At 58.5% G+C, this 16,877-nt stretch carries 14 protein-coding genes and 1 pseudogene; 8 read left to right on the forward strand and 7 right to left on the reverse strand.

Features of this window, described 5'->3' with window-relative positions; genetic code table 11:
* Positions 1-170 precede the first annotated feature (170 nt).
* A complete protein-coding gene (gene cdd, locus WE862_RS15415) occupies positions 171-1,055 on the forward strand; it encodes a cytidine deaminase (protein WP_042029652.1) in 885 nt (294 codons plus the stop codon).
* A gap of 131 nt (positions 1,056-1,186) precedes the next feature.
* On the opposite strand, the gene WE862_RS15420 is transcribed toward cdd, so the two are convergent.
* Positions 1,187-2,572 (reverse strand): tryptophanase, encoded by a 1,386-nt coding sequence (locus WE862_RS15420; protein ID WP_042029654.1) that lies wholly within the window; start codon positions 2,570-2,572, stop codon positions 1,187-1,189.
* Positions 2,573-3,032: 460 nt separating this feature from the next.
* Between WE862_RS15420 and WE862_RS15425 the strand changes: the two genes are divergently transcribed.
* The 3 genes from WE862_RS15425 to WE862_RS15435 all read left to right on the forward strand — a co-directional run bounded on the left by WE862_RS15425 (position 3,033) and on the right by WE862_RS15435 (position 6,206).
* On the forward strand, positions 3,033-3,197 hold the full coding sequence (locus WE862_RS15425) for a DUF2256 domain-containing protein (RefSeq protein ID WP_082035409.1): 165 nt from the start codon (positions 3,033-3,035) through the stop codon (positions 3,195-3,197).
* On the forward strand, positions 3,197-4,717 hold the full coding sequence (locus tag WE862_RS15430; RefSeq protein ID WP_042029657.1) for a cryptochrome/photolyase family protein: 1,521 nt from the start codon (positions 3,197-3,199) through the stop codon (positions 4,715-4,717). Before WE862_RS15425 ends, WE862_RS15430 begins: the two co-directional genes overlap by 1 nt.
* 196 nt (positions 4,718-4,913) lie before the next feature.
* Positions 4,914-6,206, forward strand: a complete 1,293-nt coding sequence (locus WE862_RS15435) for a D-amino acid dehydrogenase (RefSeq protein WP_225628423.1) — start codon at positions 4,914-4,916, stop codon at positions 6,204-6,206.
* Here WE862_RS15435 and WE862_RS15440 read toward each other — a convergent pair.
* Positions 6,203-6,487, reverse strand: a complete 285-nt coding sequence (locus tag WE862_RS15440; RefSeq protein ID WP_156128640.1) for a hypothetical protein — start codon at positions 6,485-6,487, stop codon at positions 6,203-6,205. The genes WE862_RS15435 and WE862_RS15440 overlap by 4 nt on opposite strands.
* Before the next feature lie 25 nt (positions 6,488-6,512).
* On the opposite strand from WE862_RS15440, the gene asd reads away from it, so the two are divergent.
* A complete protein-coding gene (gene asd / locus WE862_RS15445; RefSeq protein WP_042029660.1) occupies positions 6,513-7,625 on the forward strand; it encodes an aspartate-semialdehyde dehydrogenase in 1,113 nt (370 codons plus the stop codon).
* Between the two features lie 101 nt (positions 7,626-7,726).
* Here the strand turns inward: asd and fdhD are convergent, their stop codons facing one another.
* From fdhD to WE862_RS15470, 5 genes are all read right to left on the reverse strand, one after another.
* Positions 7,727-8,596 (reverse strand): formate dehydrogenase accessory sulfurtransferase FdhD, encoded by an 870-nt coding sequence (fdhD, locus tag WE862_RS15450; protein ID WP_225628384.1) that lies wholly within the window; start codon positions 8,594-8,596, stop codon positions 7,727-7,729.
* Positions 8,593-10,710, reverse strand: a complete 2,118-nt coding sequence (locus tag WE862_RS15455; protein WP_198493498.1) for a sigma 54-interacting transcriptional regulator — start codon at positions 10,708-10,710, stop codon at positions 8,593-8,595. Before WE862_RS15455 ends, fdhD begins: the two co-directional genes overlap by 4 nt.
* 419 nt (positions 10,711-11,129) lie before the next feature.
* Complete coding sequence (locus tag WE862_RS15460) at positions 11,130-11,429, reverse strand: hypothetical protein (RefSeq protein ID WP_225628382.1); 300 nt, start codon at positions 11,427-11,429, stop codon at positions 11,130-11,132.
* Between the two features lie 196 nt (positions 11,430-11,625).
* Complete coding sequence (gene fdhF, locus WE862_RS15465) at positions 11,626-13,770, reverse strand: formate dehydrogenase subunit alpha (protein WP_082035404.1); 2,145 nt, start codon at positions 13,768-13,770, stop codon at positions 11,626-11,628.
* Between the two features lie 46 nt (positions 13,771-13,816).
* Positions 13,817-14,416, reverse strand: a complete 600-nt coding sequence (locus WE862_RS15470) for a 4Fe-4S binding protein (RefSeq protein ID WP_042029418.1) — start codon at positions 14,414-14,416, stop codon at positions 13,817-13,819.
* A gap of 664 nt (positions 14,417-15,080) precedes the next feature.
* Here WE862_RS15470 and WE862_RS15475 point away from each other — a divergent pair.
* From WE862_RS15475 to WE862_RS15485, 3 genes and pseudogenes are all read left to right on the forward strand, one after another.
* A pseudogene (locus WE862_RS15475) lies at positions 15,081-15,720 on the forward strand (DJ-1/PfpI family protein).
* Positions 15,717-16,193 (forward strand): GrpB family protein, encoded by a 477-nt coding sequence (locus tag WE862_RS15480; RefSeq protein WP_042029421.1) that lies wholly within the window; start codon positions 15,717-15,719, stop codon positions 16,191-16,193. Before WE862_RS15475 ends, WE862_RS15480 begins: the two are co-directional and overlap by 4 nt.
* 57 nt (positions 16,194-16,250) lie before the next feature.
* Positions 16,251-16,673: a GNAT family N-acetyltransferase gene (locus WE862_RS15485; protein WP_042029422.1), complete on the forward strand. Its 423-nt coding sequence runs from the start codon at positions 16,251-16,253 to the stop codon at positions 16,671-16,673.
* The last annotated feature ends 204 nt before the right edge of the window (positions 16,674-16,877 follow it).

A 16,877-nucleotide genomic window follows, 5' to 3' on the forward strand; every position in this document is an offset into this window, starting at 1 on the left:
CCCGACGGCTCTGCAGCGCTGTCGGGGTGCGACCTGCCGCACAATTTGCACAAGACAAACGTTTCCATTACCATCCCCCTCCGTTTGCCCGTCAGGGCGTGAGCCTGCTCACACATTTACCCGAGCTTGCTCCCTACAATGGCCGCCCAATTGGCCTTTGAGGACACACTATGCATCCCCGTTTTGCCAAGCCATTCGATACCCTCTCTGCCCCGCTCAAAGCAGCCGTGCAGCCCATGCTGGATAGTGCCGACTTCAACGCCCGCTTCACGCCGGAGCAAGTCGCCACCCTGAAAGCCGCCACAGGTCTCGATGATCGCGCCCTGTGCCTCGCCCTGTTGCCGCTGGCCGCCGCCTGCTCGGTCGCGCCCATCTCCAAGTTTTATGTCGGTGCCATCGCCTGCGGCCTGAGCGGCAGCTGGTACTTTGGCGCCAATATGGAGTTCGCGGGCCAGGGTCTGTTCCACTCGGTTCACGCCGAGCAGTCCGCCATCTCCAACGCCTGGCTGGGTGGCGAGACCGGGATCTCTGAAATCACCGTCAACTACACCCCCTGCGGCCACTGCCGTCAGTTCATGAACGAGCTGAGCACCGCCAAGATCCTGAAAGTCTCTCTACCCGATGATCTGAGTGCCCTGCAATCCTTCCTGCCCCACTCGTTTGGCCCGGCGGATCTCGACATCACGGATGCGCTGATGAGCCCGCAGGATCACGCAGAGCTTGAGCTTCAAAGCGAAGACCCGCTGTGGCAAGCCGCGCTGGCCGCCGCCCGTCAAAGCTACGCCCCCTACAGCCAGGGCTATGCCGCGGTGGCGCTGCAGTTTGCCGATGGCCGCATCTTCTCTGGCCGCTACGCCGAGAACGCCGCCTTCAACCCCAGCCTGCCGCCGATGCAGATGGCCTGCGCCCATGCGGTGCTTAACGGCGAAGATCTCGCCACCATCCGCCGCGCCGTACTGCTGGAGAATAAAAACGGCCAGATCAGCCAGCGTGACTCCGCCCAGTCCACCCTCAAGGCGCTGGGCTCGGTCGAGCTGGAGTATCAAGCGGTCTGACCCAGTTTGCTTCGATAAACGAAAGCCCCCGCACCTTGGTGCGGGGGCTTTTTACTTGGCTGTTTAACCGGGAACTGCTCTTGGTCTTCACTGCTTGACGCGGTTGATCACCCCGTCTAACCGGTTGCTGATCAGACCGGTTTTAGCCGCGCGGTGAAGTGGCGCAGCAGCGGCGGCTCGTAGTCAAAGGTGAGCCCGCGAATGTCGCTGGCCCGCGCTTTGACCGCGATCAGGCAGTCGGCCACATAGTCCATGTGATCCCGGGTGTAGACCCGGCGCGGAATGGTGAGACGCAACAGCTCGAAGTCCGCCGCCTCCTGCTTGCCGGTGGCGGGATCACGCCCCAGCAGCAGGGAGCCAATTTCTACCCCGCGCACGCCCCCTTCCAGATAGAGCTCGCAGGCGAGCGCATGAGCGGGGAACTGCTCGGCCGGAATATGGGGCAGCAGCTTTTTGGCATCCACAAACACCGCATGGCCGCCGGTGGGGGTCTGGATGGGGATACCCGCCTCGGCCAGCCGCTCGCCGAGATAAGCCACCTGACTGATGCGGTAGGTGAGATACTCCTCATCCATCCCCTCCCGCAGGCCAATGGCGAGCGCCGCCATGTCCCGCCCGGCAAGGCCCCCGTAGGTGACAAACCCCTCCATCGCCACACAGCGCACCTGCACTGCACGGAACAGGTCGAGATCCTCTTTAAAGCAGCAGAGCCCGCCGATATTGACCAACCCGTCCTTCTTGGCCGACATGGTGAAGATGTCCCCCAGCGCAAACATCTGGCGCACTATCTCCTTGATGCTGCACTTCGCATAAGCCGGATCCCGCTCCTTGATAAACCAGGCATTCTCGGCAAAGCGGGCGGCGTCGATCACCACCGGAATCTGGTGACGACGGGCCAGTTCGGAAACCGCCTCCATATTGGCCATGGAGACCGGCTGGCCACCGGCGCTGTTGCAGGTCACCGTAATGATGACTCCCGCCACGTTGTCGGCCCCCAGGGTTTCGATGGTGTCGGTCAGGCGAGGGAGATCAAAATCCCCCTTCCAGGCATAAGGGGCCGTGGTGTCGAGGGCTTTCGGGGTGAGCAGGTTGATGGCCCGCGCGCCAGCCAACTCCACATGGGCTTTGGTGGTGTCGAAGTGGTAGTTTGAGATAAAGACCGGCGCCTTGCCCCGGCAACGCTTGACCAGCTCGGGGAAGAGGATCTGCTCGGCCCCGCGCCCCTGGTGGGTGGGCATCACATGCTGGTAACCAAAAATCTCGCGCACCGTGCGCTCCAGCTCGACGAAGTTGCGGCTGCCCGCATAGGCCTCATCTCCCATCATGATGCCGGCCCACTGGCGGTCGGACATGGCACCGGTGCCACTGTCGGTCAGCAGATCGATATAGACATCCTCGGCCAGCAGCAGGAAGGGATTCCAGCCAGCGGCCTCGAGGGCGGCGCGGCGCTCGGCGCCAGTGGTCTGTTTGATGGGCTCGACCATCTTGATACGAAACGGCTCGGGTATACGACGCATATAAGACTCCTCACCAGCGCAAGGCCAGTGTGTTTGAGATTGGAATTGGCAAAGAGGCCGGGGCGATCAGGGTCGTCCGGCTGACAAATTCAAACGGCGGGTGCCGCCAATCAGCGGTGAGGAAAGTCGAAGGTGAGAATGGGATCCCGGGTATACCAGTGGGCGAGCAGGCAAGCTGCCCGGGGCGTAACTGTCATGATTGGCATCACTCCCCTCCATATCGGTTGTAGACAGTCGGTGGCCAACAAGATCCATTGATGGATGCTGCCAACAGGCAGCCTCGCCACGTTAACGGCAGGTTAATTGACAAACAAGGGGTGCACCGACGGGCTGTGCGCCCGCTCACAAAGTGCGCATCTGCGCGGCAAACTGGCAGCGAGGTTGATCCGCCCGCGCCCCCGGTTCGTTATTCTCCCTACCCACACGCCACATCCCCCATCAGCCAGGGCCGGAAGCCATCATGCATCGCAAACCCCATCTGCCCGAGAAGATCTGCCCCGTCTGCCAGCGCCCCTTCAGCTGGCGGCGCAAGTGGGCGCGCAGCTGGGAGGAAGTTCGCTACTGCAGCGAGCGTTGTCGCCACGCTCGTCACTGCAGCTGCCAACATAACGGGGAGCCAGTGTGATGGAGCTGCGCCTTCTTCTCGGCGATCAGCTGAACGCCGCTCACAGCTGGTTTCGCACCCTAGATCCGGCAATCTGCTATCTGATGGCGGAGCTGCGCCAGGAGACCGACTACTGCCGCCACCATCGTCAGAAGGTGCTGGCCTTCTTTGCCGCCATGCGCACCTTCGCAGCGGCACTCACCCAAGCGGGCCACTGCGTCTGTTACCTGACCCTTGATGAGAGCGCCCGCTGGCCCGACTTGCCCAGCCTGCTGGCAGCCCAAATTGCGGCGCATCAGGCCGACAGCTTTGCCTGGCAGAGCCCGGATGAATGGCGCCTCGCCAGCCAGTTGAAAAGCTGGGCGGCGGGCCTTGCCATCCCTGCTACCGAGGTGGAGAGCGAGCATTTTCTCACTCCCCGCGATGGCTGGCAGCGCTATCCCCATAGCCGGATGGAGTTCTTCTACCGCGCCTTGCGCAAGCAATACCGAGTGCTGCTCGATGAGCGCGGCCAACCCCTTGGCGGGCGCTGGAATTTTGATGACGAGAACCGAGCCAAGCTGCCGGAGCGTCAGCCGATCCCGGCCCCCCTCACCTTTGCCAACGAGGTGAGCGAGATTGATACCATGCTGACCCGCCACGGGGTCAGCACCATCGGCGAGGCGGATGCCAGCGCCCTACCGTGGCCTATCACAAGGCGCCAGAGTCGCGAGCTGCTGGCCCATTTTCTGGCGCACTGCCTGCCCCACTTTGGCCGCTATCAGGATGCCCTGAGCGAGCGCGGCTGGAGCCTGTTTCACAGCCGCCTGTCGTTTTCCCTCAACAGCAAGATGCTTCATCCGCTTGAGGTGATCCGCGCAGCCGAAGCCCACTGGCAGGCCAATCAGGCCACCATCACGCTGGCGCAGGTGGAGGGTTTTATCCGCCAGATCCTCGGTTGGCGCGAGTTCGTGCGCGCCCTCTACTGGGAGAAGATGCCCGATTATCAGCGCACCAATTTTCTCGGGGCTAACCGGCCGCTGCCCGGCTTTTTCTGGAGCGGTGAAACAAACATGGCCTGTGTGCGCCACGCCATAAACCAATCCCTTGAGCACGGTTACGCCCACCATATCCAGCGGCTGATGGTGACCGGCAACTTTGCCCTGCTGGCGGGGATCGATCCTGACGAGGTGGATGCCTGGTATCTCGGTATCTATGTAGATGCCATCGAGTGGGTGGAGCTGCCCAACACCCGCGGCATGAGCCAGTTTGCCGATGGCGGCCTGATGGGCAGCAAGCCCTACGCCAGCAGCGGCGCCTATCTCGAGCGGATGGGCCACTACTGCAAGGGGTGCCATTATCAGGTCAAAGCCCGCCACGGCGATGGGAGTTGCCCCTTCAACAGCCTCTACTGGCACTTTCTTTGGCGCAATCGGGACAAACTTGGCAGCAATCCTCGCCTCGCCCTCCCCTATGCCAACTGGGATGGCCAAGCCGCCGAACAGCAGCAGGCCATTCTGGCGACGGCGGAGCAGTACCTGATCCAGCTGGAGCAGCTGTAAGCGGGCCATGCCCCCTGACACATACCCCTGACAGCAGCACAGCGATTTACGCTGGCAATCAGGCACATCATCGCACCAAACACCACCCCGTGACTGGCAGGCAGACGGAGATCCCAATCCTGCGCAGAGCGGTTGAATATCCTGTGGCGGCTGATTATGGTGGTGGCCACATCAAGGTTTCCATCAACCAAGCATCATAAAAACGAGTCTAAGGAAAGACGATATGGAGATAGTGGTTCTCGGTGGCGGCGTGATTGGGGTAACCAGCGCCTGGTATCTGGCCAAAGCGGGTCACAAGGTGACCCTGCTGGAGCGACAAGGGGGCGTCGCCCTTGAAACCAGCCATGCCAACGCCGGGCAGATATCCCCGGGCTATGCAGCCCCCTGGGCAGCTCCCGGCATCCCCCTCAAGGCGGCCAAGTGGATGTTGCAAAAGCATGCCCCCTTCACCGTGCGCCCCACTGCTGATCCCTTCCAGCTGCGCTGGATGCTGAAGATGCTCGCCAACTGCACTCCAACCGCCTATGCCACCAACAAGGGGCGCATGGTGCGTCTGGCCGAATACAGCCGCGACTGTATGAAGGCACTGCGCGACGAGCTCAACATCGATTACGAAGGGCGCCAGCTCGGCACCCTGCAACTGTTCAGAAGCCAGTCCCAGCTCGATGCCAGTCAACGCGATATCGAGGTGCTGGAGGAGTATGGCGTCCCCTACCAGTCGCTTGATGCCAGCGGCTGCGAAGCGGCAGAGCCTGCGCTGGCGCGGGTACGCGGCAAAATCGTCGGCGGCCTGCGCCTGCCCGGCGACGAGACCGGCGACTGCTTCCGCTTCACCAAGGCCCTTGCCGTTGAAGCCGAGAAGCTCGGGGTCAAGTTCGTCTTCAACTGCGACATCGACGAGATTGAGCAAGCCCGCGGCCGCGCCGTGGCGGTGCGGGCGGGCGAGCAGCGCTATCGCGCCGATGCCATCGTCTGTGCGCTGGGCAGCTATGCCACCGGTTTTCTGCGGCCGCTGCTGCGCCCGCTCGGGCTGGAGCTGCCGGTCTATCCGGTCAAGGGCTACTCCCTCACCCTGCCGATGATCAACGCCGAGGCCGCGCCGCGCAGTACCGTGCTGGACGAGACCTACAAGGTGGCCATCACCCGTTTTGACGAGCGGATCCGGGTCGGCGGCATGGCGGAGCTGTCGGGCTACAACCTCGCCCTTAATCCGAGGCGCCACGACACTCTGGCGATGGTGGTCGGCGATCTCTTCCCCGAAGGGGGCGATATCAGCAAGGCCGAGTTCTGGACCGGTCTGCGCCCCATGACGCCGGATGGCACCCCGCTGGTAGGGCCCAGCCCCATTCCCGGTCTCTGGCTCAATACCGGCCACGGCACCCTGGGCTGGACCATGGCGGCCGGTTCGGGTCAGCTGTTGTGCGATCTTATCAGCGGCAGCGAGCCCGCCATCAGCGATGAGGGGCTCACCCTGGCCCGTTACGGCTAAGCGCCTAAGCTGTCCGGCTGTTTCACACCTTTTATTGACAGGCCACCGCCATAAGCGGTGGCCTTTTCATCGTTACTGCGTCCCGTTTTGTCCCTCGCTCCGCCGTTGCCGCTTATTGCAGCGAACGGCACAGAATATTGCGCAATTCGACTTGCACCCGCCGTCACAATCCGTAATGTGGATAGACGCATTTTTCGCAGCACATATTTTTTAAATGGCTTGTAAAGACCTTGTAAATGGCCTTCGCCAGCAGGGACGCAGGCGTGCAACACCCCTTTCATTAGCAGCAATCCAGGGTAGGACATTATGAAAAAAGTAGGTTTGGTCGGTTGGCGTGGCATGGTGGGATCGGTTCTGATGAGCCGGATGCAGGAAGAGCAGGATTTCGCCCATATTCAACCCACCTTCTTCACCACCTCCCAGGCCGGTGAGGCCGCCCCCAACTTCGGCGTCGATGCCGGTACTCTGCAGGACGCCTTCGATATCGAGGCGCTGACCAGGCAGGATATCATCATCACCGCCCAGGGCGGCGACTACACCAAGGATGTCTATCCGCGCCTGAAAGCCGCCGGCTGGCAGGGTTACTGGATTGACGCCGCCTCCGCTCTGCGGATGGAGAAAGACGCCGTCATCATTCTGGATCCGGTCAACGGCGATGTCATCGAGCAGGCCCTGAACAACGGCATCAAGACCTTCGTTGGCGGCAACTGCACCGTCAGCCTGATGCTGCTGGCCCTCGGCGGCCTGTTCAAGGCCGATCTGGTGGAGTGGGTCAGCGTGGCCACCTATCAAGCCGCCTCCGGTGGCGGTGCCCGCCATATGCGCGAGCTGGTCACCCAGATGGGGATGCTGCGTGACGAAGTGGCGGTCGAGCTGGCAGACCCTGCCTCCGCCATTCTCGACATCGAGCGCAAGATCACCGAGAAGACCCGCTCCGGCACCCTGCCGGTGGACAACTTCGGCGTACCGCTGGCCGGTGGCCTTATCCCCTGGATCGACACCAAGCTCGACAACGGCCAGAGCCGTGAAGAGTGGAAGGGTCAGGCCGAGACCAACAAGATTTTGGGTATCGAGAACGCCGTCATTCCGGTGGATGGTCTCTGCGTGCGGATCGGCGCCCTGCGCTGCCACAGCCAGGCGTTCACCATCAAGCTGAAAAAGGATGTGCCGCTGGCGGAGATCGAAGCCCTGCTGGCAGCCCACAACGACTGGGTAAAAGTGATCCCCAACGATCGCGATATCACCGCCCGCGAGCTGACCCCGGCGGCCGTCACCGGCACCCTCAGCATTCCGGTGGGCCGTCTGCGCAAGCTCAATATGGGCCCGGAGTATCTGGCCGCCTTTACCGTGGGTGACCAGCTGCTGTGGGGCGCCGCCGAGCCGCTGCGCCGCATGCTGCGTATCCTGCTGGCGCGTTAATCCGCCACAGCAGCAGATACAACAAGGGCGGGGAGCCACACTCCCCGCCCTTTTTTATTGCCGGTTTTCGTGACCCGTTTAGCGGGTTTGCGGCCTTGCCATTACTTGAGCAGGATACGCTGGCACCCACTGTAGATCTCGGCCCGCCCGGGGCGGCAAAAACCCACCAGCGTCAGGCCGGTCTGCTCGGCCCGCTCGACCGCAAGCTCGGTAGCAGCCGAGATGGCGAGCAAGATCTCGACCCCGGCGCTGGCGCACTTTTGCACCATCTCGAAGCTGGCGCGGCTGGTAACCAGAATGGCACCGTCACGGCGACCAGTGCGGCACAGATGGCCTACCAGCTTGTCCAGCGCAATATGGCGTCCCACATCCTCGCGGATGGCAAGAATATTGCCCTCACCATCCAGATGCACTGCCGCATGGGTAGCGCCGGTGCGCTGGCCCAGCAGCTGGAGCGGGCGCAGCGCGTTCAATACCTTGTCGATATGGCCCACCGCCAGACGCTGACTGTCGGGCAAGCTTGGCTGGGTGCGGATCACCTGCTCCAGACTCTCGCTGCCGCAGATGCCGCAACCGGTGCGCCCCGCCATGGTGCGCCGCTTCTCTTTGAGGCGATGGACGCAGCGATTGGCCAACGTGATATGCAGCTCAATCCCCTGACAGCCGTCAATCTGCTCGATGTCGTGGATATCGAGCAGGCTGTCGATGATCCCCTCGGAGAGCGAGAAGCCGATGGCAAAATCCTCCAGATCGGAGGCCGAGCACATCATCACGCTGTGAGCGATGCCGTTGTAGACCAGCGCCACCGGCGTCTCGGAGGGGAGCTCCATCTCGCTGTCGCAGGTCAAGGTATCGGCACGGTAGTGCACCACCTCGCGGTGGATGGCGCAGCGTGCCAGCTCGTTCTGTTCGCTCGGTTCTCTCTGCTCGTTCTGCTCGCTCCGCGCCTCAAGCTCTATGACCTCTCTCATGGGGCTACCCCGTCAATGATTTCGGGATCCCGGGCCGAGATGCCGAGCCGCTTCATTTTGGAGAGCAAGGTAGTGCGCTTCATGCCGAGACGGTTGGCCGCCCCCCGCTCGCCGGCCACGATGCCGTTACAGTCGCGCAGGGCGGCGATGATCGCCTCGCGCTCATCCTCCTGCCCCTCGGCAAAGAGCGGTGTGGCGGGCTCGTCATAAACCAGGGTCTCAATCTTGTGATAGCCCTTGAGGGGCATCAGCTCCTCCGGCGAGAGGTTGAGTACATGACCGCGGGTCATCACCACGGCGCGCTCGATGACGTTCTCCAGCTCGCGGATATTGCCGTACCACGGCAGCGACACCAGCATCTTCATCGCATCGGCGGGGATGGCGGTGATGGTGCGGCGCATCCGCTTGGCAATCTTTCTGACGAAGAAGTTGACCAGCAGCGGAATATCCTCGCGCCGCTCCCGCAGCGGCGGCAGCTCGATGGGAAAGACATTGAGGCGGTAGTAGAGGTCGCTGCGAAAGCGCTTGTTCTTGACCATGGAGAGCAGATCGCAGTTGGTGGCGGCCACCAGCCGCACATCCACCGCGATAGGATTGCTGTTGCCGACCCGCTCCAGCTCGTGCTCCTGCAATACCCGCAACAGTTTGGGCTGCAAATCCAGCGGCATATCCCCCACTTCGTCGAGGAACAGGGTCCCCTTGTGGGCCCGTTCGAAGCGGCCGATACGCTGGGTCAGGGCGCCGGTAAAGGCCCCCTTCTCATGGCCAAACAGATCGCTCTCGATAAGGCCGGTCGGGATGGCGGCGCAGTTCACCTTTACCATCTCGTGATCGTGGCGGGCACTCAGGGCGTGAATAGCCTGGGCGATCAGCTCCTTGCCGGTGCCGGTCTCGCCGAGGATCAGCACGGTACTGTCGCTCTCGGCCACCAGCCGCACCTTCTCCAGCACGTTCGCCATCACCGCGCTTTGGTAGATGATGTGGGGGAACTCCCCCTGCATCTGCGGCTCGTTGATGCGAATGGTCTTCTCTTTGGCCCCGTTGGTGTTGGAGATCTCCTGCTGCGCCTGCACGTTGTTCATGGCAATGGCCGTGCGCGCCGCCACCTGCTCCAGCAGGGAGATGTCGATATCGGCGAAGAAGTTGGCCTCTGGGTGAGAGAGGATCAGCACTCCCAGCAGATTGCCCTGATAGCGCAGCGGCAAAATGCAGGAGCTGTCGGCATCGGGCGGCAGGATCTGGGAGGTAAAGCGGCAGCTCGACTGGCAGCCGTGGCCCTGCTCGCGGTAAACGAAGAAGGGCTCGCTGTGGCGCAGCGCCCCCTGCAGGCAGTTCTTCTCGAAGCAGGAGTGATCGATGATCCCCGGCTGCTCGCTCTGCTGCTGGTTGACCAGATAGCTCTTGAAGCTGTCGGAAGTGGCGTTGTACTCGGCCAGACAGAGGCTGCTGATGCCAAAGTGGTGGTGCAGGATGGCAAACAGGCTCTTGGGCAGCTCGGCGATGCGCACTAATTTAATCACCGCGTTGGTCACATCCACCAGAATTTTGCAGCTGTCGCGCTCAAGGCGCAGGGAGTTGGCCTGCTCCAGAGTGCGCTCCTTGTCCTGCACGTTCTCCAGCGCAATGGCGATGATGGCGGCAAGCTGGGTCAGCTTGGCCAAGGTCTCCATAGTGAAGCTGTCGAGGCGGGTGTTGATGAACTCAACCCCGCCAAGATGGCTGCGGGCGGTGGTGATGGGGAGCTGGCAGTAGGAGCGCAGCCCCTCATAAATCCCTTCGGCAGCGAGGGGGGCACAGCGGTTGGCAAAACGGGCGGCAGGCAGGATGATCGCCTGCTCGGTACCATCAGTGGGAGCGTGCAGGTCTGCCTTGCGGCAGACAAGGTGCTTTGGGCCGCTCTCTCCCATGTAACAGAAAGTGGCCTCCTCGCCGGATCCCCGGTTGAGGATCAGGTTGACCCGGGTTACGCCGCCAAAGCCGGCATCTATCTTGTTGAGTTTGTGGATAAAGTCATCGAGCGTCACGGCCGACAGGAGGGATTTGGAGAGCAGGAGGAAACCGTCGTCCCAGATGGGAGAGATCTCGTCCAGGGGGATGGCACTCACAGTAAGCATTGCGGCCTCACGTTATATCAATTTCAGTCACCAGTCAGGCTGTCCATGCCATCGCATCGCGACACAAGCGTTTCACCAGAATTAATAGCCGCAGCGCACTATCCACGCTGCCAAAAGGAAGGCGGTGACGACACTTGTCGCATGTTGCAATTCCACCGTTGTTATTAACGAACGATAACAAAAAATAACATTGTCATCGGGTGATTATTATTGGAATGGCGACTCATCATAGATGAGCTCAAATTTCATTACAATCCGATTTAATATATCTGGTTGCCATATTCAGGCAATAATTACATCGCGGATTGAATAATGGATTGGTGGCCGCGCGAGGGGCCATTGTCAACTGTCAGATCTCGCTGTTGCCTCCCCTTTGCCGTGCAATAAAGGCATCATTCGAAACACGATCCGGTGGCCACTCACGAGGTGACAAGGCGGGTGTGGCAGCACTTCAAACCGCCCAGAATAAAGAGCGCAGAGAAGCCCTGAAAGGCGAGCAGCAGCCAGCTGGCGTTGTCGGCAAGCTCAACCGAGACGCACTGGTGAGTGAGGTAGACCAGCAGGGTGATCACCCCCAGCAGCAGGCAGTTGATCAAGGTGGTGGAGATAAACCCGATCAGCCAGGCACTGGAAATACTCAAGGCGGAAAATACGCTGCCCATGGCGAGCCGTGCAGCCATAAAACAGCCGAAAAAACCGAAGCCGAGCAGAAATATCATCTCGTCGCGCCAAATATAGCAACCTATTCCCAGCAATATCGCCGCCAGATAGGTGCCAATATAGAAAATTCCGAATAAGCGACCAATTTCATGTTGCATCATTTATCCCCTGTTTTTGGGTAATAAAAGGGTGCCCGACTCGATAAATCCGAGTCGGGTTCCCTTATTTGTGCAGAACGTCCTTTTTTAGGGCGGGTCAGCCTTTGGCTGCGCTGCGCAATTTCGCCTTGAGCGCGCTGTATTCAGTCTGGACGTACACTTCCGCCTCAGGCTGATTGTCAATGCGCTCAATCTTCACCGCACAGTACTTGTACTCCGGCGTGTGGGAGACGGGATCGACGTGCTCGATGGTGAGCTCGTTACAGGCCCCGATCCACCACTGGTAGGTCATGTAGACCACCCCGGCGTTGACCCGGTCGTTGTAGTTGGCCCGGGTGATCACCTTGCCACGGCGCGACGAGATCCAGACCAGCGCCTGATCCTTCACCCCGAGCTTCTTGGCATCGCTCGGGTGGATCTGCACATAGCCCGGCTCATCGGCCAGGGTCTGCAGCGCCGAACAGTTGCCGGTCATGGAGCGGCAGGAGTAGTGACCTACCTCGCGCACGGTGGAGAGCACCAGCGGGTACTCGGCACAGGGCTGCTCCAGCGGCGGCCGCCACTCGGAGGCAATCAGCTGACCCTTGCCGCTCGGGGTGGTGAACACATTCCCCTCGAACAGAGTGCTGGTGCCCGGGTGATCCTCGGTCGGGCAAGGCCACTGCACGCTCTTGAGATCGGCCATTTTGTCGTAGCTGACCCCGGCGTAGAGCGGGCAGAGCGCACGCATCTCGTCCCAGATCTCTTCGGTGTTGTGGTACTCCATGGGGTAACCCATGGCGGTCGCCATCAACGAGAAGATGGCCCAGTCCGGCTTCACATTCTCAGGGGGCGTCACCGCCTTGTAGAAGCGCTGGAAGCCGCGATCCGCCGAGCTGTAGACCCCTTCATGCTCGCCCCAGCTGGTGGCGGGCAGAATGACATCCGCCATCTCGGCGGTCTGGGTCATGAAGATATCCTGCACGATCACCAGCTCCATCCCCGCCAGAGTCCGGCGGAACTGACCGAGATCTGCCTCGGTCTGGGCCGGATCTTCACCAAAGATGTAGAAGGCCTTGCACTTGCCCTCCTCCACCTTGTGGCCAAGCTCGGTCAGGCGATAGCCGGGTTTCTGGGACAGAGACTCCACGCCCCACGCCTTGGCGAACTTGGCGCTGATGGCGGGATCGGCCACCGACTGATAACCCGGGAACTGGTGCGGCAGCATCCCCATATCACAGGTGCCCTGCACGTTGTTCTGACCGCGCACCGGCCCGCAGCCGGTGCCGCGACGACCAAAGTTGCCGGTCAGCAGCGCCAGACCCGCCAGCCCCTTGACCACATCCACCGCCTGACCGTACTGGGTCACCCCCATGCCCCACAGGATCATGGACGCAGGCGACTCGGCATAGGTGCGAATGGCGGCGCGGATATCGGCGGCTTTGAGGCCAGTGATCCCCTCCACATATTCCGGGGTGTACTTGGCCACCGTCGCCTTGAAGGTCTCGAACCCTTCGGTGTAGTTGGCGACGAATGCCTTGTTGTAGAGCCCTTCATTGATCAACACGTTGGCGAAAGCGTTAACCAGCGCCATATTGGAACCGTTTCTGAGCGGCAGCCACTGATCGGCGATGCGGGCGGTCTCCACCATGCGGGGATCACACACAATCACCTTGGCCCCGTTTGCCTTCGCCTTGAGGATATGGCGGGCGACGATGGGGTGAGAGTCAGCAGCGTTGTAACCAAATACCAGCAGGCACTTGGTCTCTTGAATTTCGGGAATGGCGTTGCTCATGGCGCCGTTGCCTACAGTTGTCTCCAGACCGGAGACTGAGGGTGCGTGTCACACCCTCGCGCAGTGGTCGACGTTGTTCGTCCCAATCACCGCACGGGCAAATTTCTGCATCACATAGTTGGCTTCATTGCCCGGGCCACGGGCAGAGCCGGTGGTCATGATGGCGTCCGGGCCATATTTCGCCTTGATGGCAGAGAGACGGCTGCTGGCGAACTCGATCGCTTCATCCCAGGAGACAGCCTCGAACTTGCCACCGCGCTCGCGGCGGATCATCGGGCTCTTGAGACGGGGGGTCAGCAGGTTGGTGTCGTTCAAAAAATCCCAACCGTAATAGCCCTTGAGGCAGAGCTGCCCCTCGTTGGTCCGGCCGTTGGCGCCTTCGGCCCCCACCACCTTGTCGTTTTCAACCAGCAGGTTGATTTTGCAACCGGTGCCGCAATAGGGGCACACGGTAATGACTTTTTTCATGACTCACACTCTTGTTTGTTAACGAAAAACGGCTCGGCAAGCCCGCTCATACCCGCGCCGGCATCGCCAGCAGTGCCTCGGCACTGGCCAGCTGCTTCTGCCGGTTCAGGTTTTCAAGATGCTCCGGCGTGACCAGCCGCAGCGCCTGGGTCGGACACACCTCGACACAGGCCAGGCCCGCCTCGCGGTGACGGCAGAGATCGCACTTGAGCGCCTGCGCCTTGGTCTGCGGACGCTTGAAGAGCGAATCGGCAGCGGGTGCCACCTCTTTGAGTACCACCGCCATGGCGCCGTAAGGACAGGCCACAACGCAGGACTTGCAGCCGATGCAGCGCTCCTGCAACACCTTGACGCAACCATCCTCGCTGACGATGGCATTGTTCGGGCAGGCCATGGCGCACGGCTTGTCTTCACACTGGCGGCAGAGCACCGGCGTGGTCACCTTGCTGCCCACGATCACCTTCAGGCGCGGCTGAAAGTAGCTGTCCTTGGAGACCAGATGTCCATCCTCGATGGCAAGATGCAGGCCGCCCTCCCGCTCAAGGGTCCCGCTGCAAGACCCTGACTGGTGTGAAACGGCGCAGGCCACCTCACAGGTACGACACCCAATACAGAGACTGGGATCTGCAATCACGAAGCTGTTCATAGAGAGGGATCCTAAATGGTTCGTTACACCGGGCCGCCCGCCGACAGGCAAAGAGGCGGCCAGCCCCCCACAAAGCATTTATCAGACCAAAACAGGCGAATGGCGCGATAAAAATTCACAAGCGACTGAAAATAAAGAAGTAATCAGAAATAAAAACGTGCTGAATGCCACCCCTGACGAGGGTGACGACGGGGTGGGAAGTGTGATCGACACGACAAAAGTGACGAGCTCGACACCGGCTGATCAGCCCCTGCCCCAGCCGTATAACGGAGCCGTGCGAAGGCGTTTGCAACCAGGATCGGCCGCCCTAAACCGGGCAAGCGGAGGAAGGAAAGCCGGGGAGAAAAACCATAGCAAGGGCCAAAAATGGGCTGTGCAGCATGCAAAAATGGCTTGGAGCGGCGGCCAAGTTGTTTGGTTTTGCTATCGAGCTGGCAGGCCATCATCAAGTAAAACCGAACAAAAACAGGCCACTTATTGACTGATTTGTTGAGCCAGAGCCGGTTTTAGGCCCCTGCCCCTTCAGTTTTCTATCCCTCCGGTTAATATGTGCCACTTGGCAACCAGCTCCATTAGGGTCGAGCTCCATGCATATAAAAAATAATATAGGGCTGGTTAACCGTTGCTCAGATAAATTAAGAGCCAAATATTTTATAGGTGATATATGTATAAGGTAGGCATTGTTTTATTTGATGATTTTACAGATGTAGATTTTTTCTTGATGTACGATTTGCTTGGCAGGACAACTGACCGTTGTGTCCGTGAAAATTTTAGGTACCAAACCATTTCACCAATCTCACCTTGGCATTGCAGTGAAAACTGACGGTGCGATTTCTGAGGTTGTTGAACAAGATGTCATACTCATCACTAGCGGTAAACGTGGTATCCCTGCAGCCATGAAGAATCATGAGTTTATGTCCTCATTAATACTTGACCCCAGCAAACAGCTTATAGGTTCAATATGTGCAGGCTCCTTCATTTTGCATGAACTGGGATTACTTAAAAATAAAAAAATGACAACAAATCCTGATGCAAAAGTTACTTTGGAATCACTTGGTGGTGATGTACTAGATTTACCTCTAGTTGTTAATGGTAATATTGCAACTGCAGGAGGATGTCTTTCTCTGATGTATTTAATTGGTTGGCTCGCAGAAAGATTATTTGATGTGGATACTCGAAGGATGATTCAAAATCAGTTACTCCCAGCTGGTCAACAAGACATCTTCGAAAAATTGATATCAGCAACTATCAAGTCTGCAGAAAATCAGAATATTAATAACAATGTATCCTTGGAGAAGGTATGATATTTTATAATGCAGAAAAATACCAGCAGTCTTGCAATGAGCTGTTTTCCCGATACAAGATAGATATACAAAAAATTATTCCTAACGCGAGAGTTGAACATGTTGGCTCATCCTCTATCCCGAATGCGATTTCCAAAGGAGATTTAGATATATTCGTCGGCGTCGAGACTAGCCAGCTTGCTTTTTCAGTTGATTTGTTATTGGCGAAAATGAAGCTCCAAGAAAAAATAGACACATTGAGAACTCCAGAACTGTGCATGTTAGAATCTACTACTGGTGATAATGTCGCATTACAAGTTGTCGCCAATGGCTCCAAATTCGAGTTCTTTTTGACTTTCCGTGATAAGTTAAAAGAAAATACCAAATTGGCACATCAATACAATGCACTCAAACAATCATGTGAAGGGCTATCACAGGGCGAATACCGCCAAAAGAAATCCGAATTCATAGCGCTAGTTCTATCATTAAAATAAACTATCTTGCCGAAAAGCATGCCATGCCATATAGCATTTCGAATGGAGTCAAAGTTGATGAATATAAAGATATACAATGAATATAAAGATGGCATTTTCAATGTTCTTGTTGATAACCTTAGACAATTTAACTTTGATAAAATGGGTGAGGAGCGCTCCCTACCTTTAATTGTTGCCATTCATGATGATAATGACGAAGTTGTCGGTGGCATTGCCGGACGAACTATTTATCATCAACTGTTGATCGAAGTGCTTTGGGTACACAATGACAAGAGAGGACAGGGTCTCGGCATTCAATTAATGGAGATTGCTGAACGTGAGGCACAAAAACGGGGATGTATTGCTGCTCAAGTCGATACCCTCTCATTTCAGGCACCCAAATTTTATGAAAAAATGGGATTTAAAATAGTCGGTAAAGTGAGCGGCGTTAAAAATAGTCCTGACCGCTACTTTTTATTGAAGCACTATCATGGAGAGTAATAATTACCGTAGGGTGCAATAAGCGCAGCGCATTGCACCTCTTGCCTATTTTAATACTTGGTGCAATTCACTTCGTTCATTGCACCCTACATTTTCTCCTTCCAAATAAAGACTCCATTGCTACCCAACGCCCTCCCCTTTGCCATCCTGCCAGCAATTAATTAGTCACTATTTTATCGTCTACTTTTCACTCAGCCCGATAAA

The organism is Aeromonas jandaei (assembly GCF_037890695.1).
Lineage (GTDB): Bacteria > Pseudomonadota > Gammaproteobacteria > Enterobacterales > Aeromonadaceae > Aeromonas > Aeromonas jandaei.